Origin of the sequence: Micromonospora sp. RL09-050-HVF-A (assembly GCF_019374995.1) — a bacterium.
In the GTDB taxonomy this organism is placed as follows: domain Bacteria; phylum Actinomycetota; class Actinomycetes; order Mycobacteriales; family Micromonosporaceae; genus Micromonospora; species Micromonospora antibiotica.
In genome coordinates, this window is record NZ_JAGKQP010000002.1 from 6,056,089 (window position 1) to 6,078,554 (window position 22,466).

General features: G+C 73.2%; 21 protein-coding genes and 3 tRNA genes. 17 read left to right on the forward strand and 7 right to left on the reverse strand.

What is annotated here, in order from left to right; translation table 11 throughout:
* Nucleotides 1-38 precede the first annotated feature (38 nt).
* A complete protein-coding gene (locus J7462_RS26820) occupies nt 39-1,136 on the forward strand; it encodes a branched-chain amino acid aminotransferase (RefSeq protein WP_219468119.1) in 1,098 nt (365 codons plus the stop codon).
* A gap of 20 nt (nt 1,137-1,156) precedes the next feature.
* Here the strand turns inward: J7462_RS26820 and J7462_RS26825 are convergent, their stop codons facing one another.
* Complete coding sequence (locus J7462_RS26825; RefSeq protein ID WP_219468122.1) at nt 1,157-1,912, reverse strand: tyrosine-protein phosphatase; 756 nt, start codon at nt 1,910-1,912, stop codon at nt 1,157-1,159.
* Between the two features lie 112 nt (nt 1,913-2,024).
* Nucleotides 2,025-2,483 (reverse strand): PRC-barrel domain-containing protein, encoded by a 459-nt coding sequence (locus tag J7462_RS26830; RefSeq protein WP_219468125.1) that lies wholly within the window; start codon nt 2,481-2,483, stop codon nt 2,025-2,027.
* Nucleotides 2,484-2,770: 287 nt separating this feature from the next.
* On the opposite strand from J7462_RS26830, the gene cimA reads away from it, so the two are divergent.
* A complete protein-coding gene (cimA, locus tag J7462_RS26835) occupies nt 2,771-4,354 on the forward strand; it encodes a citramalate synthase (protein WP_208567269.1) in 1,584 nt (527 codons plus the stop codon).
* Nucleotides 4,355-4,369: 15 nt separating this feature from the next.
* Here cimA and J7462_RS26840 read toward each other — a convergent pair whose 3' ends face one another.
* A complete protein-coding gene (locus tag J7462_RS26840; protein ID WP_255599088.1) occupies nt 4,370-5,305 on the reverse strand; it encodes an endonuclease/exonuclease/phosphatase family protein in 936 nt (311 codons plus the stop codon).
* Between the two features lie 395 nt (nt 5,306-5,700).
* Between J7462_RS26840 and J7462_RS26845 the strand changes: the two genes are divergently transcribed.
* The 8 genes from J7462_RS26845 (at nt 5,701) to J7462_RS26880 (ending at nt 12,674) form a co-directional block, all read left to right on the forward strand.
* Complete coding sequence (locus J7462_RS26845) at nt 5,701-6,222, forward strand: hypothetical protein (RefSeq protein WP_219468129.1); 522 nt, start codon at nt 5,701-5,703, stop codon at nt 6,220-6,222.
* Between the two features lie 233 nt (nt 6,223-6,455).
* Nucleotides 6,456-7,505, forward strand: coding sequence for a MoxR family ATPase (locus J7462_RS26850; RefSeq protein ID WP_219468131.1), 1,050 nt, complete (start codon nt 6,456-6,458; stop codon nt 7,503-7,505).
* A complete protein-coding gene (locus J7462_RS26855) occupies nt 7,502-8,503 on the forward strand; it encodes a DUF58 domain-containing protein (RefSeq protein ID WP_219468134.1) in 1,002 nt (333 codons plus the stop codon). Before J7462_RS26850 ends, J7462_RS26855 begins: the two co-directional genes overlap by 4 nt.
* On the forward strand, nt 8,500-9,459 hold the full coding sequence (locus J7462_RS26860; protein ID WP_219468135.1) for a VWA domain-containing protein: 960 nt from the start codon (nt 8,500-8,502) through the stop codon (nt 9,457-9,459). Before J7462_RS26855 ends, J7462_RS26860 begins: the two co-directional genes overlap by 4 nt.
* Before the next feature lie 57 nt (nt 9,460-9,516).
* Nucleotides 9,517-10,380, forward strand: a complete 864-nt coding sequence (locus J7462_RS26865; RefSeq protein WP_219468138.1) for a S1C family serine protease — start codon at nt 9,517-9,519, stop codon at nt 10,378-10,380.
* Nucleotides 10,381-10,458: 78 nt separating this feature from the next.
* Nucleotides 10,459-10,884, forward strand: coding sequence for an alternative ribosome rescue aminoacyl-tRNA hydrolase ArfB (gene arfB, locus J7462_RS26870; protein WP_219468141.1), 426 nt, complete (start codon nt 10,459-10,461; stop codon nt 10,882-10,884).
* A 75-nt stretch (nt 10,885-10,959) separates the two neighbouring features.
* Nucleotides 10,960-11,358: a DUF4180 domain-containing protein gene (locus J7462_RS26875; protein WP_219468144.1), complete on the forward strand. Its 399-nt coding sequence runs from the start codon at nt 10,960-10,962 to the stop codon at nt 11,356-11,358.
* Nucleotides 11,359-11,447: 89 nt separating this feature from the next.
* A complete protein-coding gene (locus J7462_RS26880; protein ID WP_219468147.1) occupies nt 11,448-12,674 on the forward strand; it encodes a cellulose binding domain-containing protein in 1,227 nt (408 codons plus the stop codon).
* A 153-nt stretch (nt 12,675-12,827) separates the two neighbouring features.
* On the opposite strand, the gene J7462_RS26885 is transcribed toward J7462_RS26880, so the two are convergent.
* A complete protein-coding gene (locus J7462_RS26885) occupies nt 12,828-13,712 on the reverse strand; it encodes a 3-methyladenine DNA glycosylase (RefSeq protein WP_219468150.1) in 885 nt (294 codons plus the stop codon).
* A 71-nt stretch (nt 13,713-13,783) separates the two neighbouring features.
* Nucleotides 13,784-15,415 (reverse strand): hypothetical protein, encoded by a 1,632-nt coding sequence (locus J7462_RS26890; protein ID WP_255597916.1) that lies wholly within the window; start codon nt 15,413-15,415, stop codon nt 13,784-13,786.
* Nucleotides 15,416-15,570: 155 nt separating this feature from the next.
* Here J7462_RS26890 and J7462_RS26895 point away from each other — a divergent pair, with 155 nt between their 5' ends.
* From J7462_RS26895 to J7462_RS26910, 4 genes are all read left to right on the forward strand, one after another.
* On the forward strand, nt 15,571-16,374 hold the full coding sequence (locus tag J7462_RS26895; protein WP_208567257.1) for a fumarylacetoacetate hydrolase family protein: 804 nt from the start codon (nt 15,571-15,573) through the stop codon (nt 16,372-16,374).
* 108 nt (nt 16,375-16,482) lie between these two features.
* Nucleotides 16,483-16,554: transfer RNA gene (locus tag J7462_RS26900), tRNA-Gln, on the forward strand.
* Nucleotides 16,555-16,694: 140 nt separating this feature from the next.
* Nucleotides 16,695-16,767: transfer RNA gene (locus tag J7462_RS26905), tRNA-Glu, on the forward strand.
* Between the two features lie 406 nt (nt 16,768-17,173).
* Nucleotides 17,174-17,249 (forward strand) — tRNA-Glu (locus tag J7462_RS26910).
* A gap of 244 nt (nt 17,250-17,493) precedes the next feature.
* On the opposite strand, the gene J7462_RS26915 is transcribed toward J7462_RS26910, so the two are convergent.
* Complete coding sequence (locus tag J7462_RS26915; protein ID WP_088646078.1) at nt 17,494-18,180, reverse strand: IclR family transcriptional regulator; 687 nt, start codon at nt 18,178-18,180, stop codon at nt 17,494-17,496.
* A 49-nt stretch (nt 18,181-18,229) separates the two neighbouring features.
* Here J7462_RS26915 and leuC point away from each other — a divergent pair, with 49 nt between their 5' ends.
* From leuC to J7462_RS26930, 3 genes are all read left to right on the forward strand, one after another.
* Nucleotides 18,230-19,672, forward strand: a complete 1,443-nt coding sequence (gene leuC, locus J7462_RS26920) for a 3-isopropylmalate dehydratase large subunit (RefSeq protein ID WP_219468153.1) — start codon at nt 18,230-18,232, stop codon at nt 19,670-19,672.
* 15 nt (nt 19,673-19,687) lie between these two features.
* On the forward strand, nt 19,688-20,275 hold the full coding sequence (leuD, locus tag J7462_RS26925) for a 3-isopropylmalate dehydratase small subunit (protein WP_219468156.1): 588 nt from the start codon (nt 19,688-19,690) through the stop codon (nt 20,273-20,275).
* A gap of 172 nt (nt 20,276-20,447) precedes the next feature.
* Nucleotides 20,448-21,254: an HU family DNA-binding protein gene (locus tag J7462_RS26930; RefSeq protein ID WP_219468159.1), complete on the forward strand. Its 807-nt coding sequence runs from the start codon at nt 20,448-20,450 to the stop codon at nt 21,252-21,254.
* A gap of 243 nt (nt 21,255-21,497) precedes the next feature.
* Here the strand turns inward: J7462_RS26930 and J7462_RS26935 are convergent, their stop codons facing one another.
* Entirely contained in the window at nt 21,498-22,382 is an 885-nt protein-coding gene (locus tag J7462_RS26935) for an NUDIX hydrolase (protein ID WP_219468161.1), read from the reverse strand.
* Between the last annotated feature and the right edge of the window lie 84 nt (nt 22,383-22,466).

Here is a 22,466-nt window from a genome sequence, read left to right on the forward strand (position 1 = left end):
GTTCCCGCGTGCCGTCAACCCGCAGGGAGGTCAGCGCGATGAGCGGTGGTGACATGCTCGATTTCGAGATCCGTCCGAATCCCGCGCCGGTATCCGCCGCCGAACGGGCCGCCCTGCTGGTCGACCCCGGCTTCGGCCGGGTCTTCACCGACCACATGGTCACCATCCGGTACGCCGACGGCAAGGGCTGGTACGACCCCCGGGTCGAGGCCCGCGCGCCGATCCCGATGGACCCGGCCACCGCCGTCCTGCACTACGCGCAGGAGATCTTCGAGGGGCTGAAGGCCTACCGGACGGCTGACGGCTCGATCACCATGTTCCGCCCGGAGGCCAACGCGGCCCGGTTCATCGCCTCCGCCCGACGGCTGGCCATGCCGGAGCTGCCGGCGGAGTTGTTCGTCGAGTCACTGCGCAAGCTGGTCGAGATCGACCGGGACTGGATCCCCGAGGGCGCCGACACCAGCCTCTACCTGCGGCCGTTCATGTTCGCCAGCGAGGCCTTCCTCGGTGTCCGCCCGGCCAACGAATACCTCTACTGCGTCATCGCCTCGCCGGCCGGCGGGTACTTCGCCGGTGGGGTCAAGCCGGTCACCCTCTGGGTCTCCCCGGACTACACCCGGGCGGCCCCCGGCGGCACCGGCGCGGCCAAGTGCGGCGGCAACTACGCCGCGTCGCTGTCCGCCCAGGCGGAGGCGATCGAGGCCGGGTGCGACCAGGTGGTCTTCCTGGACGCGGTGGAGCGCCGCTACGTCGAGGAACTCGGCGGCATGAACGTCTTCTTCGTCTATGACGACAACACCCTGGTCACCCCGCCGTTGACCGGCACGATCCTGCCGGGCATCACCCGGGACGCGCTGCTCGACCTGGCCGCCGCGTCCGGGCACCGGGTCGTCGAACGCCGGGTGAGCTTCGACGAGTGGCAGGCCGACGCCGAGAGCGGCCGGCTGAGTGAGGTCTTCGCCTGCGGCACCGCCGCGGTGATCACCCCGGTCGCCCGGGTGCGGCACCCCGGCGGCGAGTTCGTGATCGGCGGCGGTGAGCCGGGCCGGTCCACCTCGGCGCTGCGGGAGCAGTTGGTGGCGGTCCAGCGCGGCGACGCCCCCGACCCGCACGGCTGGGTGACGCACCTGAGCTGACCGGCGGCCCCCCGAGGGGGTCACTGCGGCGTGGGCGGCTCCAGCAGGTGGTCGCGCAGGGCGGCGAGCTGGGCGTCGGTGACGCCGGCGTGGCGCAGGTAGTCCTCGACCGAGCCGTGCCGTCGGCGCAGCTCGACGAGGAAGAGCGACATCGCTTCGGCGGGGGAGCCCAGGAAGGGCGCGGGCGGTGCTTCGGCCTCCGGCATGGACGCCGCCAGCCAGGCGCTGAACCGCTGGGACGCCTCGCTGCTCAGCGCGTAGTCCTCGGCGATGCGGTCGTCGTCGACGCCGAGCACCGCCAGGGTCAACGCGCAGACGATGCCGGTGCGGTCCTTGCCCGCCACACAGTGCACCAGGACGGGGGCGTTGGCGCTGTCGGCGATCAGGCCGACGGCTTCGGCCAGCCCGGCGGTGCCGGTCTCGGCGAGGTCGGCGTAGCGGTCGGCGAGGTAGCGGGCCAGGCTGGACTCCGGCTCGTGGCGGGTCAGCGCCCAGTCGGCGTGTTCGGGGTGGATGTGCCGGTAGGCCAGGCCGTCCAGGTCGGGCACCCGGCCGTCCCGGTCCACCTCGGTCGGGCGGCGCAGGTCGATCACGGTGCGGATGCCGAGGGCGCTGAACGCCTCCCGGTCGGTGCCGTCGATGCGGTGTGGGGAGTCCGACCGGTAGAGCCGCCCCCAGCGGACGGTCTGGGCGTCGTGGCCGGGATAGCCGCCGACGTCGCGGAAGTTGAACATCGCGGAGAACGGGATACGGCGGCTGTCCTCGGTGGGGTTCACCCGGACACGGTAACGGCCGGCGGGGCGTGGATGCCGCCCCGCCGGCCGTCGTCGTCGATCGACGGGTCTGGTGTCCGGGGTCTGCCGGTGCGTCGGAGCGCCCGCCTGTCGCCTACCGGGCGGTGCCCGGGGGGAGGTTGCCGTAGGTGTCGTCGTAGTAGCCGCCCAGCTTGTCCCGGTAGGCCGGGTCGCTGTGGCTGGTCTCGTCGTACTCGGGGGCGGCCTTGATCTGGTCCCTGGTGCGGTCGACGTGGACCTTGCGGTCGTCGTGGTCGACCTGGTTGATGGTGCCGGCGGGGAGCATCACCTTCTTGCCGAAGATCCACGGCCCGGTGTCGACGACCAGGTAGCTGCCGCCGACCTCGTGACTCGCCTCGTCGATCTTGCCGATGCCGCCGTCGGTCGCCTCGACCTTGTAGCCGACCAGGTCGGCGTCGGTGACCCCGGCCTCGTCGCGGTAGCTCCACGGGTTGAACGCCCCACCGGGGGCGCCGCCGGCGATCGCGCCCTGACCGTCGTCGACCATCGGGTCCGTGGTGCCGTGGGCGGTGTGCGGATCGAGCCTGTCCATCGGAACTCCTGCCTCGACTGTGGTAGTCGTTATCGGAGAAAAGCGCTTCGTGTCCGCATCTGGGGTACCCGAGGGGAGACGTCCCACACATCCCGTCCCGGGATGTGGATTCTGTCTCCCAGATTCGGGTGGGAGTGGCAGAGTGGCCACCGTGACCAGCTCCGCCCGCATTATTGGCAGCTAGCGCGCCGGCTTCCCCTCCGCCGAGCGCGCAGACCTCCCGCATCCGCGGGGGGTCTTTTTGTTGCCCCCCGCAAGGTTCGACGGTCCGAAGAAAGGGACTCGCGATGACGTTCCAGGTCTACGACACCACGCTGCGCGACGGCGCCCAGCGCGAGGGGCTCAGCTACTCGGTGATCGACAAGCTGGCGGTGGCCCGGCTGCTCGACGAGTTCGGCGTCGGTTTCATCGAGGGCGGGTGGCCGGGCGCGGTGCCGAAGGACACCGAGTTCTTCCGCCGCGCCCGCACCGAGCTGGACCTGCGGCACGCCCTGCTGGTCGCGTTCGGTGCCACCCGCAAGGCGGGGATCGCCGTCGCCGACGACCCGCAGGTGCGCGCGCTGCTCGACGCGCAGACCCCGGCCGTCGCCCTGGTCGCCAAGGCCGACATCCGGCACGTCGAACGCGCGCTGCGCACCACCGGCGCGGAGAACCTGGCGATGGTCCGGGACACGGTCGCCCACCTGGTCGCGCAGGGGCGGCGGGTCTTCGTCGACGGTGAGCACTTCTTCGACGGGTTCCGGCACGACCCGGCGTACACCGCCTCGGTGGTCGAGACCGCGCTCGCCGCCGGGGCCGAACGGTTCGTGCTCTGCGACACCAACGGCGGGATGCTCCCGTCCCGGGTGACCGCCGCGATCGCCGACCTGACCGCGCGGACCGGGATCGCCCCGGAGCTGTTCGGCATGCACGCCCAGAACGACACCGCCTGCGCGGTGGCCAACACGATCGCGGCCGTCGAGGCCGGGGTCCGGCACGTCCAGGGCACCGCCAACGGGTACGGCGAACGCCCCGGCAACGCCGACCTCTTCGCCGTCGTGGCGAACCTCCAACTCAAGCTCGGGCTGCCCGTCCTACCCGACGGCTGCCTGGAACAGATGGTGCGGGTCTCGCACGCCATCGCCGAGATCGCCAACATCGCCCCCGACACCCACCAGGCGTATGCCGGGGCCGCCGCCTTCGCCCACAAGGCGGGGCTGCACGCGAGCGCGATCAAGGTCGACCCGTTGCTCTACAACCACGTGGACCCGTCGGTGGTGGGCAACGACATGCGGATCCTGGTGACCGAGATGGCCGGCCGGGCCAGCATCGAGCTGAAGAGCCGCGAGCTGGGTCTTGACCTGGCCGGCCATCCGGACGCCGTGTCGAAGGTGACCACCCGGGTCAAGGAGCTGGAGGCGGGCGGCTGGTCGTTCGAGGCCGCCGACGCGTCGTTCGAGCTGCTGGTCCGTTCCGAGCTGCCGGACGCCGCCCCGGTGCGACCGTTCGCGCTGGAGTCGTACCGGGTGCTGGTGGAGCACCGGGAGGACGGTGCGGTGGTCTCCGAGGCGACCGTGAAGATCCGGGTACGCGGTGAGCGGGTGATCGCCACCGCCGAGGGCAACGGACCGGTCAACGCCCTCGACGAGGCGCTGCGGGTCGGGCTGTTGCGGTACTACCCGGAGCTGCGCCACTTCGAGCTGGCCGACTACAAGGTGCGCATCCTGGAGGGCACCCACGGCACCGGGGCGGTGACCCGGGTGCTGGTGGAGACCGCCGACGGGACCGGCCGCGACTGGACCACCGTCGGTGTGCACCCCAACGTGGTCGAAGCCTCCTGGCACGCCCTGGTCGACGCCCTCACCTACGGCCTGGACCGGGCCCGGGTCTGAGCCGCCGCCCCGGCCTCAGCGGGTGGGCAGCCGCAGGGTGGCCAGCACGGCACGGTGGTCGGTGGCGGGCACCCGGTGGACGGTGACCGCGCTGACGGCGATCCGGCGGTCGACCAGGACGTGGTCGATGGTCACCGGCGGGATCGGGGTGCCGTCGTACGGGCCCCAGGTGCCCACCAGGCCGGCCCCGACGGCGTCGGCGGCGTCCACGTAGCCGCTGGCCAGCAGGGCGCGCAGCGGGGCGTGGTCGAGGGTGGCGTTGAAGTCCCCGGCGAGGATGCCGAGCTGCCCGTCGGGGGTGGCGCGCGGCTGGCCGGCCAGGTCGGTGCGCCACTCGCCGACCACCTCGACCGACCAGGGTGCCGCCGGGTGGGCCGACTCCACTCGCAGCGGGGGTGCGTCCGGCACCGCCACCGTCGCGTACGCCTGGGTGAACGCGAAGCCGGCGTTGCGGCGGAAGCCGCCGTCGGAGAGCGGGAAACGGGCGTAGAGCCCGGAGCCGGTGGTGCCCACCTCCGGGTTGAGCTGGCGGTGGGGGAGCAGGCCGGCGAGGCCGGCCCGGTCGAGGGCGTCGCGCGCCGCCGGGGTGAACTCCTGCACGGTGAGCACGTCCACCCGGTGCCGGCGGACCAGCTCGACCAGGGTGGCCGCGTCGGCGCCGCCCTTGAGCAGGTTGGCGGTGAGTAGCCGCAGCTCGGGCCCGTCGACCGTCGGCTGCCCGGTGGGCAGGGCGCGGGGTGCCACCGCCCCGACCAGGGCCAGTGCCGCCACCGCCGCGGCCACCGCCGGCCACCGGCGTCGCAGGGCGAGGGTCAGCGTCAACACCAGCAGGCTCCACCCCGCCACGTACGGGGTAAACGCGAGCGCCTGCACCAGCGGGCCCCGGTCCAGCCCGGCGAGGCGGACCACCGCCCAGGCGAGGCCGGGGGCCACCGCCAGCCAGCAGAGCAGGGTGGCTGCGGGGCGACGGGTGGTGGGCGGCGTCAGGCTCGTGAGCACGGCGGTCAGCCTAGTGACCGACGCCGTCCGCAGCGCCCCGGCACCCATTCGTGAATGGTCGAGAGTTCATCTTTCGCAATTTTCAACATCGTTTTCGAGATGGCAAAACGGGTTGGTCCGCTATTGACGCTCCGCTTTTGTCGGTGTTAGGTTCCTCCTCGTTGAGGTGCCACAACAGAGCGTAGTAATCCCAGCTCAGGCCGGTCGGGAGTGTTGATCGGTCAACATTTCCGACGCGGATGGAGCTCTTCTGTCCGCGTCATTTCCGGCCCGTCCGCACCAGACCCATCCGGCTCTCCGAACGGTGGGCCGGCCGTATCGCCACGGTCACAAGAGGGAGACCTGTCATGGCCACATTCTTCAGGCGTAAGGCGGCGGCGGTGACGCTCGGCGTCCTGGCGCTCACCCTGGCCGGCGGCGGGATCGCCGCCGCCCAGCCCACGACCAAGGCCCCGGCCGAGGTGGCTCAGCCGGGGGCCCGGCTGGCCGGTGCCACCGGTCAGCCGCCGGTGACGGCAGCCGAAGCCAAGCAGGCCCGCGCCGCGCTGAAGGTTTCGCTCGCCCCGCCGGCTGCGGGTTCGGTCGCCTGGGCGGTCGTCACCAGCGGCGGCACCCTGCTCCAGCACTCGGCCAACGTCGTCTCGGCGACCAAGTACGGCACCGGCCAGTACCAGGTGCTGCTCGACTACAGCGTGGTCGGGAAGGCGTTCCAGGCCACCATCGGCACCAACGACCAGTTCAACGTGCCGCCGGCCGGTGAGATCTCGGTCGCGCCCCGCAACCAGACCCCGAACGGCGTCTTCATCCAGACGTACAGCTCCGGCGGATCGGCCTCGAACAAGCCGTTCCACCTGTTCGTCGCCAACTGACGCGCGGCCGCGTCGACGGTGCCGGCCCCCAGCCCGGGGGTCGGCACCGTCCGTTGTGGAGCAGGTTTCCCGCCGCCGGGCGGGGGTCGACGCGCGGCACCTGACGTACCGGTCCTGCCGTCCCACGGTGTTGCCGCCCCTACGGGCGGGTCGTCCCGGTCCGGCCGGGAAAGGGCCTGCCAGGGGCGGAAATTCCGACGTTTGCCTACCCACCGCCCCGGGAAGCAAGCACCGTGACGGACATCTCGGACACCCTGGCCAGCCTGCCCAGCCCGGTCGAAGCCGACGCGGCAGGCGCCGAGTTGGAACAGACCCTCTTCGAGGTCAGACGCGTGATCGTCGGGCAGGACCGGCTCGTCGAACGACTGCTCACCGCGCTGATCGCCGACGGGCACTGCCTCCTGGAAGGGGTGCCCGGGGTGGCGAAGACGCTGGCCGCGCAGACCCTCGCCACCGTCGTCGGCGGCACCTTCACCCGCATCCAGTTCACCCCCGACCTGGTCCCCTCCGACATCGTCGGCACCCGGATCTACCGCGCCTCGACCGAGAAGTTCGACGTCGAGCTGGGCCCGATCATGGCCAACCTGGTGCTCGCCGACGAGATCAACCGGGCCCCGGCCAAGGTGCAGTCCGCGCTGCTGGAGGCGATGGCCGAACGGCAGGTCACCATCGGCGGCCGGAGCTGGCCGGTGCCGGAGCCGTTCCTGGTGCTGGCCACCCAGAACCCGATCGAGTCCGAGGGGGTCTACCAGCTCCCCGAGGCACAACGCGACCGGTTCCTCATGAAGATCGTCGTCGACTACCCGGGCGACGCCGACGAGCTGGCCATCCTCTACCGGATGAGCAGCGACCGGCCCCGCCCCCGTCGGGTGCTCGACCCGGTCCGGTTGCGCGACTACCAGCGCCGGGCCGCCCACGTCTTCGTGCACCACGCGCTCGCCGAGTACGTGGTCCGGCTGATCCTGGCCACCCGCGACCCGGGCCGCTTCGGGCTGCCGGAGATCGCCCCGCTGCTGGCGTACGGGGCGAGCCCTCGGGCCACCCTCGGCCTGGTCGCCGCCGCCCGCGCCCAGGCGCTGCTGCGGGGCCGCGAGTACGTGCTCCCCGAGGACGTCCGCGAACTCGCCGTCGACGTGCTCGCCCACCGGCTGGTGCTCTCGTTCGACGCGGTCGCCGACGGGGTCAGCGCCGAGGCGGTGGTGCACCGGCTGGTCCAGGCGGTGCCGCCGCCGGTGCTCGCCACCGGCCACCCCGAGTACACGCCCGACCTGGCGGCGGCGTGAGACCCCGGACCGCCCCGGCACCCGCCGGCCCGACCCTGGCCGACCTCGCCCCCGAACAGCGGCTGCGCCGCCTCGAACTGACCGTCACCCGCCGACTGGACGGGCTGCTCCAGGGCCAGCTGCGTGGCCTGCTGCCCGGCCCCGGCAGCGAACTCGCCGGCAGCCGCGAGTACCGCCCCGGCGAGGACGAGGTACGCCGGATCGACTGGGCGGTCACCGCCCGCACCACCGTCCCGCACGTCCGCGAGGTCGACGCCGACCGGGAGTTGACCACCTGGCTGCTGGTCGACGCCAGCCCCAGCATGGAGTACGGCACCGCCGAGCTGGACAAACGGGAACTCTCCGTGGCGGCCGTCGCCGCGATCGGGTTCCTCACCGCAGGCACCGGCAACCGGCTCGGCGCACAGGTGCTCGACACCGACGGGCTGCGCCGGTTCCCCGCCCGCAGTGGGCGTACCCACCTGCTGAGCCTGCTCCGTGCGCTGCTGCACGCCCCCCGGGCGGACGCCGAGCCACCGGCCACCCCGCCGGTCGGCCCCGACCTGGCCGCAGCCCTCGCGGCGGTGCAACGGACCGCCGTACGGCGGGGGCTGGTGGTGGTGGTCTCCGACTTCCTCGACGGGCTCCCCGACGACCACGACACCCCGGCACCCTGGGAACCGGCGCTGCGCCGGCTCGCCGCCCGGCACCAGGTGCTCGCGGTCGAGGTGACCGACCCCCGCGAACTGGAGCTGCCCGACGTCGGCCTGATCACCCTGGTCGACCCGGAGACCGGCCGGCGGCGCGAGGTGTGGACCGGTGACCCGGGGCTACGCCGCCGGTACGCCGACGCCGCCACCGCGCAACGCGCCCAGGTGGCCCGCGCGCTGCGCCGCAGCGGAGCCGGTCACCTGGCGTTGCGCACCGACCGGGACTGGACCGCCGACATCGTGCGGCACGTGCACACCCAGCGTCGGCTGGCGGCCGCGCCCGCCGCCTCCCGGGGAGGTCTCGCGTGAACTGGCAGTCACCCGTCCGGCTCCTGCTGCTGCTGGGGGTGGTCGCGCTGGCCGCCGGCTACCTGCTGGCGCAGCGCCGACGCAGCCGGTACGCCGTCCGCTTCACCAACCTGCGACTGCTCGACCGGGTCGCCCCGCAGCGGCCCGCCTGGCGGCGGCACGTGCCCGCCGGGCTCTTCCTGGCCATGCTGGCGCTGCTGGTGGTCGGCTTCGCCCGGCCCACCGCCGAGGTACGGGTGCCCCGCGAGCGGGCCACCGTGATGGTCGCCGTGGACGTGTCCACGTCGATGCTCGCCACCGACGTCGAACCGGACCGGTTGACCGCCGCCAAGGAGGCCGCCCGGACCTTCGTCGACGGGCTGCCCGACGAATTCAACGTGGGACTTGTCGCCTTCGCCGGCAGCGCGGCGGTGCTGGTGCCGCCGAGCACCGACCGGGGCGCCCTGCACGACGGGATCGACCGGCTCGCCGAGGGGATCACCGGGGTGCAGGGCACCGCCATCGGCGAGGCGATCAGCGCCTGTCTCGGCGCGGTCAAGAGCCTCGACGACAAGGCGGCCAAGCAACCGCCGCCGGCCCGGGTCATCCTGCTCTCCGACGGGGCGAACACCTCCGGCGCGGACCCGATGGAGGCGGCCTCGGCGGCCGTCGAGGCGAAGGTGCCGGTGCACACCATCTCGTTCGGCACCCCGGGCGGGTTCGTCGACCGGGGTGGCCGCCCGATCCAGGTGCCGGTCGACGGGCAGACCCTGCGGGCGGTCGCCGACCAGACCGGGGGCGGATTCCACGAGGCGGGCAGCAGCGCCGAACTGCGCGACGTCTACGAGGACATCGGCTCGTCCGTCGGCTACCGCAAGGAACGTCAGGACATCTCCGCCCGGTTCATCGGGCTCGGGCTGGTCTTCGCCATGGGGGCGGCGGCCGGGTCGATGCGCTGGTTCTCCCGCCTGCCCTGAGGGGGACGACGCGGGCCCACCTGCCCCTGATCCGTCGCAACAGTGAGGAGCGGACGTATGGCAGTACAGACCGGTCTGGGGGAACCCCGGGGTCCCTGGTTCCTCTCACCCGACCTGGGGCCGGACGGCCGGCACCGGTGGGACGTACCGGATCCGGGGGAGGACCCGTCCCGGCGGCGCTGGCGTGGCCGGTTGTGGACCGCCGTGGCGGTGGTCGCCCTGTCCACCGTCTCCGGGGCGGCGGCCGGCGGTTGGGTGGCCGGCCAGGGCGGGGCGGGCCCGACGGCGGCCTCCGCCGCCCCGGTGCCGGCGGAACTGGTCACCGCCGCCCAGAAGACCGTCCCCGGGGTGGTGTCCGTGCTGGTCGGCGGGGGTGCCACCGGGCAGTCGGCGACCGGTTCCGGCTTCGCCATCGACAACGAGCAGCACATCGTCACCAACGACCACATCCTGGCCAAGGGGGGTGGTGGCGCGGTGACCGTGGAGATGCCCGACGGCCGCCGGTACGCCGCCGAGGTGGTCGGCCGGGAACCCGGCAGCGACCTGGCCGTGCTGAAGGTGCCGTCGGCCGCCGGGTTGGCCCCGTTGCCCCTGGCCAAGCCCCGGTCCACCCGCGTCGGTGAGCCGGTGCTCGCGGTCGGCTCGCCGCTCGGCCTGGCCGGCACGGTGACCGCCGGGATCGTCAGCGCCCTCAACCGGCAGGTACGACTGGGCACCAACCGGCGCAGCGCGGTGCAGACCGACGCGTCGATCAACCCGGGCAACTCCGGTGGCCCGTTGGTCAACGCCCGGGGCGAGGTGGTCGGGGTGAACACGGCGATCGCCACCATCGACGGCAGCGGCTCGATCGGCATCGGCTTCGCCATCCCCATCGACCAGGTGCAGCAGACCGCCGACACGATCATCGGCAAGGGCGGCTGAGCCTCCCGTGCGGGTCCGGCGGGCCGCGCCCCGGTGACCGCGCCGCACGGCGTCGGGCGGGGGCGTTAGCCTCGCGGGGTGGACGACGGACTGCGGGTGACCGATCGGTGGACCGTGCCCGCCGCCGAGCTGCGGGAACGGTTCTCCCGCTCGTCCGGGCCCGGCGGGCAGGGTGTCAACACCACCGACTCCCGGGTCGAGCTGAGCTTCGACCTGGCCGGCACCACCAGCCTGCCCCCGGTGCTGCGGGAACGGGCGCTGGAGCGGCTCGCCGGCCGGCTGGTCGACGGGGTGCTCACCATCGCCGCGAGCGAGCACCGGGCGCAACTGGCCAACCGGGAGGCGGCCCGGGAACGCCTCGCGGCGCTGCTGCGCGCCGCCGTCGCCCCACCGCCACCGCCCCGCCGTCCCACCCGGCCCTCGCGGGGTGCCAAGGAACGCCGTCTCGCCGACAAGAAGCGGCAGTCGCAGCGCAAGCGGGACCGCCGCGCCGACGGGGACTGAGCCGCCCCCACCGGAACCGGCCGTGCACGGCGAAACCCGGGCCGGTGTGGCCCGGCGCTGCCTAGGCTGGCGGGCATGTCCACCGACACCCTGGTCACCCTCGCCGGCACCACCGCGCTCGCCGGAGCCGCCGACGGGCCGAGGATCTGCGGCGGCGACGACGCCACCGGCGTGATCGGCGCGGCCCTGGGCCACGGGGTCGGCCTGGTGGTGCTGCCGGTACGCCGGCTCGCCGTCGAGTTCTTCACGCTGCGCACCGGGGTGGCGGGCGAGGTGGTGCAGAAGTTCGTCAACTACCGGCTGCGGCTGGCCGTGGTCGGTGACATCTCCGGGCACGTCACACGGAGTACCGCGCTGCGTGACTTCGTCGTCGAAGCCAACCGGGGTGGCCAGCTGTGGTTCGTCGACACCCTGGCCGCGCTGGAGGAGCGGCTGCGCGTCGAAGCGCTTCGCCAGGATGCGGGAGGGCGTTGAGTCGGGGCACCCGGTCTGCTGGGATGTCCGTGGGAGCAAACCGGGCCGTCACCGACCGCACGTCGTCACGTGACAGGAGTCCCCTCACCATGCTCCGAAGGCCGTTCCTCTCCGCCCTGCTCGCCGCGTTCGCGGCGGTCCCCCTCACCCTGCTCGTCGGGCTGGTCGCCGCCACCCCGGCCCGGCCCGCCGCCGCCACCCCGGTCCGTGTCATGCCGCTCGGCGACTCGATCACCGGCTCGCCCGGCTGCTGGCGGTCCATCCTCTGGAACCGTCTCCAGTCCACCGGTCACACCGACGTCGACTTCGTCGGCACCCTCGGCCCGCAGGGCTGCGGCCAGCCGTACGACGGGGACAACGAGGGCCACGGCGGTTACCTGGTGACGAACGTCGCCAACCAGAACCTGCTGCCCGGCTGGCTCGCCGCCACCCGCCCCGACGTCGTGCTGATGCACTTCGGCACCAACGACGTGTGGAGCAACATCGCACCGGCCACCATCCTGGCCGCGTACTCCAAGCTGGTGGACCAGATGCGGGCTAGCAACCCGGCGATGCGGATCATCGTCGCGAAGATCATCCCGATGGCCCCGTCGAGCTGCGCCGAGTGCGGGCAGCGGGCGGTGGCCCTGAACGCCGTGATCGACGGCTGGGCGGCGGGGAAGACCACCGCCGCGTCGCCGATCGTGGTGGTCGACCAGTGGACCGGATTCAGCACCAGCACCGACACCTACGACGGGGTGCACCCCAACGCGGCCGGCGACCAGAAGATGTCCGACCGGTGGTACCCGGCGCTGGTGGCCGCCCTCGGCGGCACCACCCCGACCGCCTCGCCCACCCCGACCGCCTCGCCCACCCCGACCGCCTCGCCCACCCCGACCGCCTCGCCCACCCCGACCGCCTCGCCCACCCCGACGGTCAGCCCCACCACCCCGCCCACCCCGACGGCGAGCCCCACGGTCAGCCCCACCGGGTCACCCACGGTGGACCCGCCGACCACCTCGCCGCCGGCGGGCGTCGCCTGCACCGCCAGCTACCGGATCACCAACCAGTGGCAGGGCGGGCACCAGGGTGAGGTGACCGTGCGCAGCACCGGCACCGTGCGGACCACCGGCTGGCGGGTCACCTTCACTCTGCCCGCCGGGCAACAGATCACCCAGACCTGGAACGCCGAGCTGACCCAGACCGGCAGCGCGGTCACCGCCCGCAACGTCAACTGGAACGGCGCGCTGGCCCCGGCAGCCGAGGCCACCTTCGGGTTCCTCGGCACCCACACCGGCACCGCCACCGCCCCCACGGCGACCTGCACCGCCAGTTGACCGGCCCACCCGTTCGCCGAAGAACATCCGCAACATCGTGCTGAACCCACGAAGTAGTGGCCTCCCGGACGACGGAGGCCACTACTTCGTGGTTCGAGCGTGATCACGCAGGAGACGGGCGGGCAGCCGGCAGTCGAGGCACGCGTCGGACGGTCAGCTGTGGACAGCCCCGACGAGGTCCAGGGCGGCCAGCAGCCGGGCGCGGAGCACGGCGGCCTGCTCGGCGAAACCCCGCTGCGCCGCCGCGTACTCGGCCCGGCCCTCGGGGGTCTCCACCCGGACCGGGGGATAGCCGAGGGCCGCCAGGTCGTAGGGGCTGGCCCGCATGTCCAGCGCCCGGATCTGCCGGGCCAGCGCGAAACAGTCCGCGACCAGCTCCGAGGCGACCAGCGGGGAGAGCTTGTACGCCCACTTGTAGAGATCCATGTTGGCGTGCAGGCAGCCCGGCTGCTCCAGCGCGTGCTGGGTCTCCCGGGTGGGCTGGAGCAGGTTCAGCGGCCGGGCCGGCGCGGTGAAGAACCGGAACGCGTCGAAGTGGCTGCACCGCACGCCCCGCTCGCGTACCACGGCGGCGGTGTCGTCCGGGCTGAGCCGCAACGGCCAGGCGTTGTGCCGTACCTCCTCCTGGGTCTGCCGGTAGACCATCGCCCACTCGTGCATCCCGAAGCAGCCCAGGTGCGCCGGCCGGCCGGCGGTCGCGGCCAGCAGACCCCTGATCCAGGCGATCGAGTCGGCGCGGCGGTCGCGTACCCCGTCGGTGTCGAGGGTGACCCCGGCGGGGCCGGCGCGGTAGTCCCGGCCGAACTCGGCCGGGTCCGCGTCGCGCAGCAGCACCCCCGCACCCGGATGCCAGCGGCGCAGCTGCGCCGGGCGGTGCGAGTAGTAGGTGAACAGGAAGTCCTCCACCGGGTGCCGGCCGCCGGTGCGACGCCGGGCCAGGTGCGGGTCCAGCCAGCCGGCCACCCGCGCCTCGTGGGCCGCCCGCCGGGCCCGCCAGTCGGCCGCGTCGAGAGCGGCGGGTGCGAGGGCGGCGGTCACACCCACCAGGGTACGACCGCCGCCCGCCCCCGGTCAGCGCACGTCGCTGCCGTCCGGCGTGTCCCGCCGGGTCAGGGCACGTCCACCCGGACACCGGCGGAGAACACCCCGCTGCGCAGCTCCAACTGCTCCGGCTTCTGCATCCCGTGCACGGTGAAGACCAGCGGCAGCACCACCCGGCTGCCCGCCGACACGGGTTGGGCGAAGACGTCCCGCCCCAGGTTCGCCAGCCGGGTGGCGTCCTCGTCGGTGCTGACCCAGGTGCCCCCCGGCAGGTACGCCCGCTGGAGCTGACCGTGCCAGCTCTGCTGCTCCGCTGTGACGTTGCGGACCCCGACCGTGGCCTGGCACTGCTGGCTCGCCGCGTTCGCGGTGCCGCAGGCCACCCGGTAGACGGTGAACTCGAACGCCTTCTCCCGCAGCGGGGTCCCCACGGCACCGGACATGGTGGTGCCCGTCCAGGCCCCGGCGGTCGGCTGCTTGGTGGTGTCGATCGCGGCGACCTCCCGGGTGGCCGTCCACGCGGCGGCGAAGACCACCCCGGCCAGCACGGTCGCGGCCACCCCCACCACCAGCCACACCGACGGGTTACGTCGTCGCGCGGGCTGTCCCGGGGCGGCGGGGCGCGGGTACACCGTCCCGCCACCCGGGGCCGCCGGCCCGCCGGCGTACGACGGGTGACCTGCGGCTACCGGCGCGGTGCCGGTCGGCTCGACACCGCTCACCCGTCGTCGGGCCCGCAGCCACCACCACGAACCGCCGGCCAGCAGCGCCAGCACCACCACGGCCGCCCCGAGCAGGATCGGCGGTTGCCGCCAGGCCGGCGTCGCGGGCACCGCCGCCTCCGGGACCGCTGCGCTGCGCCAGGTGGCGGTCGCGCAGTCGTACGGCTGGTCACCGTCGCTGGTGTACGCGCAGGCCGGTGCGGTCAGCGCCTGGCCCGGCGCGGTGGCGGCCAGGGCGGTGTCCAGGGTCCGGGTCGACCCGGCCGGCACGACGAGCCGCCAGGTGACCTCCCCGCCGCCGGTGGCCCCGCCCGGCCGGGTGGCCAGCCCACCCGCGCTGACCGCGGTGATCGAGGCGCCCGCCGGCACCTCCTGCCGGACCATGGTCTGCACCGTCGCGCTGCCGGTGTTGCGCACCATGATCCGGTAGCCCGGCACCGACGTCGCGGCGGGTGCCACGGCCACGGTGACCTGCGGAGCCGGTCGGGGTACGCCCGGGTTGCCGGCGGTGGTCATCCCCGGGGCGGGTGCCGTCGGGGTGACCGGCACGACCGCGCCGCTGGCCGCCACCCCGGGTGCGGCCGGGGCGGCCCGTGGGCGTACCGCCGGTGGTGGTGTCTCCCGGGCCGCCGCCACCGGCGTGGCCCAGGCGGCGAGACGGGCCGGTGCGGCGACCGCCGGGTCGAACTCACGGCCCCGGCGTGCCGCCGGGGCGCGGCCCGGATCCGCCGCGCCGGCCGGGTCTGCTGCCGGTGCCCGGCCCGGTGCCGTGGTACGTCCCGCCCCGGTGGCGGGCTCGGCGGCCGGTGCCCGGACCACGGGCGTGCCGGTCGTCGCCGGGGTGGCCGCGGCCGGGGTGGTCGTCGCCGGCGCGCGGGGCGCGGGGTCCGTGCCGGGCAGCGCCGGTACGGCGGCGAGAATGCCCAGGCAGTTCACGAAAACCGCGAGGGCCCTGTGGTGTCGTCTCGATGCAGGCATACCAACGAACCTCCGGAGCCGACGTTAGGAGCGGGGACCCTCCGGGCGGGTACGAAGCCCCGAACCCCGCCCGCAGCGCCGACCGATGGCCTACGCTGCGCCGACGTTTTCCGGTGGCCGACGGGCGACGCCGCCGTGGGGGATAGATTGGCCGGGTGCGTATCGCTCGTTTCGCTCATGCCAAGGGAATGTCGTTCGGGGTCGTCGAGGGCGAGTCGGAGGCCGGGCCGCAGGGCCTGACCATCGCCGAGATCGACGGCCACCCGTTCGGGCAGATCCAGTTCTCGGGCGCCCGCTGGGCGCTCTCCGACGTTCGGCTGCTCTCGCCGATCCTGCCGAGCAAGGTGGTCTGTGTCGGGCGTAACTACGCCGAGCACGCCGCCGAACACGGCAACGAGGTGCCGAAGGAGCCGTTGCTCTTCCTCAAGCCGTCCACCTCGGTGATCGGCCCCCGGGACGCGATCCGGCTGCCGATCTTCTCCAAGCACGTCGAGCACGAGGCGGAGCTGGCCGTGGTGATCGGTGCGCCGGGTGCCCGCCGGGCCGACCGGGCCGCCGCCGAGCGGGCCATCTTCGGCTACACCTGCGCCAACGACGTCACCGCGCGGGACCTGCAGCGTTCCGACTCGCAGTGGACCCGGGCCAAGGGCTTCGACTCGTTCTGCCCCATCGGCCCCTGGATCACCACCGGCCTGGACGTCTCCGACCTGGAGGTCCGCTGCGAGGTGGGGCGCAACCCCGACGAGATGGAGGTACGCCAGCTCGGTCGGACCAAGGACATGGTGTTCGACGTGCCGGCGCTGGTGTCGTACATCTCGCACGTGATGACGCTGCTGCCCGGGGACGTGGTGCTGACCGGCACCCCGGCCGGGGTTAGTCCGCTGACCGACGGGGATACGGTCACCGTGCGGATCGAGGGGATCGGCGAACTCACCAACTCGGTGGTCCCGGTCGCCTGAGCCGTACGACACCCCCTGTTTCCGCAGTTCAAGGGCGGTTTGGGGGATCGGATTTGGCCTGTTGGCGCGGGGAGGGTAAAGTTCCTTCCCGGCGCCACAAGGGGCCAATGGGGTATGGGGTAATTGGCAGCCCAACTGATTCTGGTTCAGTTAGTCTAGGTTCGAGTCCTGGTACCCCAGCGCAACCACAGGTTCACCCGAATCTGCGGACGCTGGATTCTGACGGTGATCGACACCGCTCCCGCCACGGGAGTCGAGTTGATCTCTGATAGAGTGCAGCTTCCCCGCCCGGCAGGGCAGGGAAGCACAAGCTATGTTCTGGCCCCGTCGTCTAGTGGCCCAGGACGCCGCCCTCTCAAGGCGGTAGCGCCGGTTCGAATCCGGTCGGGGCTACAACGCTGACAGCCCGTCCCACCTCGCTGGGGCGGGCTTCTTCGCATCCGTTCTGCCCGCCCGGCCGTTCTGCGCCGCCTGTCCGCCGGCCGTTCCGCGCCCGCCTGTCCGCCTGTCCGCCTGCCCCGCCTGCCCGCCCGGGCCGTCCTGCCCGCCCGGCCGGGCAGACCCGCACGTGGGGCGCTGTTGCGCCATCCCAGCCACCAGGCACCGCTACTTTGCCCCGGGGCGCTCACATCCCCGGGGCGCTTATGCCCCTGGGGTGCCCGCGTCCCCGATGCTGGCCGGCGATGGCCCGATCGGCGCACGACCGTAGGGCCCCGACCCCCGTCTTGGGGGCCGGACGTCGGTGCCGTTAGACTAATCCCGCGCCGCCCCCCGGGGCGGTGAAGCAGGAAAAGTGCCTGGCCCCGTCGTCTAGTGGCCCAGGACGCCGCCCTCTCAAGGCGGTAGCGCCGGTTCGAATCCGGTCGGGGCTACCACACGATCGGCCCGTCTCGCCCCGCGAGGCGGGCCGATCGTCATCTCTACCGCTCCCGCTCCCCGCCCCTGCCCCGCTCCCGGCCATCTCCCCTGCCCTCCCCGCTCCCGCCGGTCTCGCCTCGGTGATCAAGAGGTTTGCGTCAGTTGATCAAGAGGTTTGCGTCACTTTGATCTCTAAACATGACGCAAACTTCTTGATCACCGAGGCGGGGCGGGCGGGGGAGGGGTGGGGGTGGGTGGGGGTTAGAGGCCGGAGAGGCGTTGGCCGGCGCGGACGACGGCCATGGCGTGGCGTTCGCCGGGGCGGCGGCCGAGGCGTTCGATCGGGCCGGAGATGCTGATCGAGGCGATCACCCGGCCGGTGCGGTCCCGGATGGGGGCGGAGACGCTCGCCACACCGGCCTCCCGTTCGGCGACGCTCTGCGCCCAGCCCCGGCGGCGTACCTCGGCGAGGGTGCGGCCGGTGAACTTGGACCGGGGCAGCAGCGGCATGACCGCCTCGGGGGGCTCCCAGGCGAGCAGGATCTGCGCGGCGGAGCCGGCCGTCATGGGTAGCACCGAGCCGACCGGGACGGTGTCCCGTAGGCCGCTGGCCCGTTCGGCGGCGGCCACGCAGACCCGTTCGTCGGCCCGGCGCAGGTAGAGTTGGGCGCTCTCCCCGGTGGCGTCGCGCAGTGCGGCCAGGAGTGGCTCGGCGGCGGTCAGCAGGACGTCCGGGGCGGCGTTGGCCAACTCGCCGAGCCGGGGCCCGGGACGCCATCGTCCCTGGGTGTCCCGGACCAGCATCCGGTGGATCTCCAGTGCCTGGGCCAGCCGGTGTGCGGTGGCTCGGGGCAGCTTGGTGCGTTCGACTAGTTCGGCCAGGCTGGCGCCGTCGACACAGGCGGCCAGGATGACCACCGCCTTGTCGAGCACGCCGACACCGCTCATACTGTGTCCCACAAGCCGAAATTTACCTCCCAGAATTTAGGATGTCCAGATGGTGGGAGTCACTCAACCGAGGACCCTGGCCGAAAAGGTCTGGGACGCACACGTCGTACGGACCGCCCAGGGCGAACCGGACCTGCTCTACATCGACCTGCACCTGCTGCACGAGGTGACCAGCCCGCAGGCGTTCGACGGGCTGCGCCAGGCCGGCCGGCGGGTCCGCCGCCCCGATCTCACGCTCGCGACCGAGGATCACAACACCCCCACCGGGTACGACGATCCCGCGTTCCGCCTGCGCCGGGGCGACCTGTTGACGATCGCGGACCCGACCTCGCGTACCCAGATCGAGACGTTGCGCCGCAACTGCGCCGAGTTCGGCCTGCGGCTGCACCCCCTGGGCGACGAGAACCAGGGCATCGTGCACGTGATCGGCCCCCAGCTGGGCGTGACCCAGCCGGGGATGACGATCGTCTGTGGCGACTCCCACACCGCCACCCACGGCGCGTTCGGCGCGCTGGCCTTCGGCATCGGCACCAGTGAGGTCGAACACGTCCTGGCCACCCAGACCCTGCCGCAGGCCCGCCCGAAGACCATGGCGGTCAACGTCACCGGTCAGCTCGGCCCCGGCGTCACCGCCAAGGACCTGGTCCTCGCGCTGATCGCCCAGGTCGGCACGGGCGGCGGACGCGGTCACATCGTGGAGTACCGGGGCGAGGCGATCCGGGCGCTGTCGATGGAGGGCCGGATGACGGTGGCGAACATGTCCATCGAGTGGGGCGCCAAGGCGGGCCTGATCGCGCCGGACGAGACCACCTTCGCGTACCTCAAGGGCCGGCCGCACGCGCCGGCCGGGGCGGACTGGGACGCGGCGCTTGCCTACTGGCGGACGCTGCCCACCGACGACGACGCGACCTTCGACGCCGAGGTGACCCTCGACGCGAGCCGGATCACCCCGTTCGTCACCTGGGGCACCAACCCCGGTCAGGGCGTCCCGCTCGGCGCGGCCGTGCCGGACCCGGAGGAGTTCACCACCGACGCCGAGCGGACCGCCGCGCGCCGGGCCCTGGAGTACATGGACCTCACCCCGGGCACCCCGCTGCGCGACCTCGCCGTCGACGTGGTCTTCGTGGGTTCCTGCACCAACGGCCGGCTGGAGGACCTGCGGGCCGCCGCCGACGTGCTGCGTGGCCACCGGGTCGCCGACGGGGTACGCATGCTGGTGGTGCCCGGCTCCGCCGCCGTGCGGGAGGCCGCCGAGGCGGAGGGCCTGGACAAGGTCTTCGCCGACGCCGGAGCGGAGTGGCGGTTCGCCGGCTGCTCGATGTGCCTGGGCATGAACCCGGACACCCTGAAGCCGGGCGAGCGTTCGGCCTCGACCTCCAACCGCAACTTCGAGGGCCGGCAGGGCCGGGGCGGGCGTACCCACCTGGTGTCGCCGCCGGTCGCCGCCGCCACCGCCGTGACCGGCCGGCTCGCCGCCCCGGCCGATCTGTAGAAGGGCAGCCGAGAGATGGACAAGTTCACCACCCACACCGGCACCGCCGCGCCTTTGCGGCGTTCCAATGTGGATACCGATCAGATCATCCCGGCCGTGTATCTCAAGCGGGTGACCCGGACGGGCTTCGCCGACGGGCTCTTCCGGGCCTGGCGCGACGATCCCGCATTCGTGCTCAACAACCCGGCGTATTCCGGGGCCAGCATCCTCGTGGCGGGGCCCGAGTTCGGCACCGGGTCGTCCCGGGAGCACGCTGTGTGGGCGCTGCGCGACGGTGGTTTCCAGGCGGTCGTCTCGCCCCGGTTCGGTGACATCTTCCGGGGCAACGCGCTCAAGGAAGGGCTCCTCCCGGTCGAATTGGAACTGGCCGCGGTCGAGCAGATCTGGGACCTCGTGGAGGCCGATCCGACCACGCCGGTGACGGTCGACCTGACCACCCGTGAGGTCCGGGTCGGGGACTCCACCTGGCCGTTCCCGCTCGACGACCACAGCCGCTGGCGGCTGATGGAGGGCCTCGACGACATTGGACTCACCCTGCGGCACGTCGCCGACATTGAGGCGTACGAGGCCGGCCGACCGTCGTTCACCCCCGCCGTGGTCTAGCCGTACGCCGGGCCACGGCACCGTTTTCGCCCCCACCGGTTCATCCGGTGGGGGCGAATCCGTTACGACACAAGGGCTTTTTTCCACCGAATGTTTGTGTCCAGGCAGCACAGGGCATACGGTGCGCGCAGAATGGCTCGCGTCGAGTCAGTTGCACAATCGGGAGGAAGTCGTGAACAAGGCCGAGCTCATCGAGGCGCTCGCCGCTCGCCTGGGGGACCGGAAGTCGGCGACGGCGGCGCTCGACGCGGTCCTCGCCGAGGTCCAGGCGGCGGTCACCAAGGGCGACAAAGTGGCGATCACCGGATTCGGATCGTTCGAAAAGCGTGTCCGGGCGGCGCGAACAGCGCGCAACCCGCGTACCGGTGAGGCGGTGAAGGTCAAGAAGACATCCGTGCCGGCCTTCAAGCCGGGCGCCGGTTTCAAGGAGATGGTGGCCACCGGCAAGGTGCCGAAGAACGCCGCTCCGGCGAAGAAGACCACCACCACGGCGGCCGCCAAGGCCACCGGCACGAAGGCCACCGCCGCCAAGGCGGCCGGCGCCAAGGCCACCGGCGCGAAGGCGACCACGGCCAAGGCGACCACGGCCAAGAAGACGACCGCGGCCAGCAAGGCGACCGGGACGAAGGCGACCGGCGTCAAGGCCACCGCGGCCAAGAAGACGACCGCGGCCAGCAAGGCCACCGGTGCCGCCAAGACCACCGCGGCGAAGGCCACCAAGGCCGCCACCGCGACCAAGGCGGCCACGAAGAAGGCCGCTCCGGCGAAGAAGACCGCCACGGCGACCAAGTCGGCTCCCGCCCGGAGCACGGCGGCCAAGAAGACCGCTGCGGCCAAGAGCACCACCGCCAAGGCCACCACCGCCAAGGCCACCACCGCCAAGGCCACCACCGCCAAGGCCACCACCGCCAAGGCCACCACCGCCAAGGCCACCACCGCGAAGAAGGCGCCGGCGAAGCGGACCGCCGCCAAGCGCTGATTTCCCGGTACGACGAAACGGGCGCCCACCGTCACGGTGGGCGCCCGTTTCCGACCTCCAACCGGGGGCCGGCCTTGACTGTCCGGCGTCGGCCGGGTCGTGAGGGTCCTGCGTCTGGTCGGCCGCGAGGGCGCAGCGGCGTCCGGCCGCGACTGTCCGGCGTCGGCCGACCGTTAGGGTCCAGCGCCCGGTCGGCCGCGATGGTGCAGCGGCGAGTGTCCGGGGCCGGTCGGGGGTGGGTGTTCAGAGGCGGTCGGCGGCGAGTAGCCGGTCGGCGGTGAAGGCGAGCAGCCAACCGCCCCCCTTGGCGGTGCCGAAGTCGTCGTCGCGCCCGGCGAGCCGGGCCAACGCCCCCGGGATCACCTTGCCCTGGCTGCACACCCCGACCGGCTGCCCACGGGCGGCCAGCTCGGCCAACCGGCCGGCGGCGGCCAACGCGCACTCGTCGACCTGCTGACCCGGCTGCGGCTCGTCGAAGTCCCCGCACACCTCGATCGGCAGATCCAGCAGGTCGGCCACCGGGTCCAGGGTCTGCACGCAGCGGCGGGGCGAGGCCGACAGCAGCCGTACCGGGCGGACCAGGGCGACCAGCGGGGCCAACGCCCGCGCCTGGGTGACCCCCTCGGCGTCCAACGGCCGGCCGGTGTCCGGTCCGGACCAGGTCGCCCGCTTACCGGCGTGGGCGTGCCGGACCAGCGCCACCGTGCCGGTGACCCTGGGCAGGGCGGCGAACGCGGTCAGCACCTGCGCGTCGTGCGGGTAGCTGACCCGCCGGACGGCGGCGTCGACGTCGAGCCAGCACACGTCGTCGACCTCGGTGTCCGGCTGGAACCCGCCGGTGGCCACGGCCCGCATCGACCAGTAGTCGACCACCTTCGGCCGGCCCTCGCTGCGGTACCGCACGGTGGGCAGCCGGACCTGCGGCACCGCCCGCACGTCGGACTCCTCGGCCACCTCGCGGACGGCGGCCAGCAGCGGGTGCTCGCCGCGTTCCAGCTTGCCCTTGGGCAGCGACCAGTCGCCGTAGCGGGGTCGGTGCACCAGGCAGACCTCGACCCCGCCGTCACCGGCTGGCCGCCAGGCCACCCCACCGGCCGCCCGGATCCCGGCCGCCTCCTCGTCCACCATCTGGTCACCCTACGTCCGGAGAATCGGTCGTGCCGGTCGCCCGTCTGGCCCGCCGCCGCCCGCCTGGCCCGCCGCCCGCCCGGC

Coding starts and splice junctions, on each gene's coding strand:
- J7462_RS26880 (WP_219468147.1), top strand. CDS start 11,448: ATGCTCCGAAGGCCGTTCCTCTCCGCCCTGCTCGCCGCGTTCGCGGCG.
- J7462_RS26935 (WP_219468161.1), bottom strand. CDS start 22,382: ATGGTGGACGAGGAGGCGGCCGGGATCCGGGCGGCCGGTGGGGTGGCC.
- leuC (WP_219468153.1), top strand. CDS start 18,230: ATGGTGGGAGTCACTCAACCGAGGACCCTGGCCGAAAAGGTCTGGGAC.
- J7462_RS26845 (WP_219468129.1), top strand. CDS start 5,701: ATGGCCACATTCTTCAGGCGTAAGGCGGCGGCGGTGACGCTCGGCGTC.
- J7462_RS26875 (WP_219468144.1), top strand. CDS start 10,960: ATGTCCACCGACACCCTGGTCACCCTCGCCGGCACCACCGCGCTCGCC.
- leuD (WP_219468156.1), top strand. CDS start 19,688: ATGGACAAGTTCACCACCCACACCGGCACCGCCGCGCCTTTGCGGCGT.
- J7462_RS26830 (WP_219468125.1), bottom strand. CDS start 2,483: ATGGACAGGCTCGATCCGCACACCGCCCACGGCACCACGGACCCGATG.
- J7462_RS26865 (WP_219468138.1), top strand. CDS start 9,517: ATGGCAGTACAGACCGGTCTGGGGGAACCCCGGGGTCCCTGGTTCCTC.
- J7462_RS26890 (WP_255597916.1), bottom strand. CDS start 15,415: ATGCCTGCATCGAGACGACACCACAGGGCCCTCGCGGTTTTCGTGAAC.
- J7462_RS26915 (WP_088646078.1), bottom strand. CDS start 18,180: ATGAGCGGTGTCGGCGTGCTCGACAAGGCGGTGGTCATCCTGGCCGCC.
- J7462_RS26820 (WP_219468119.1), top strand. CDS start 39: ATGAGCGGTGGTGACATGCTCGATTTCGAGATCCGTCCGAATCCCGCG.
- cimA (WP_208567269.1), top strand. CDS start 2,771: ATGACGTTCCAGGTCTACGACACCACGCTGCGCGACGGCGCCCAGCGC.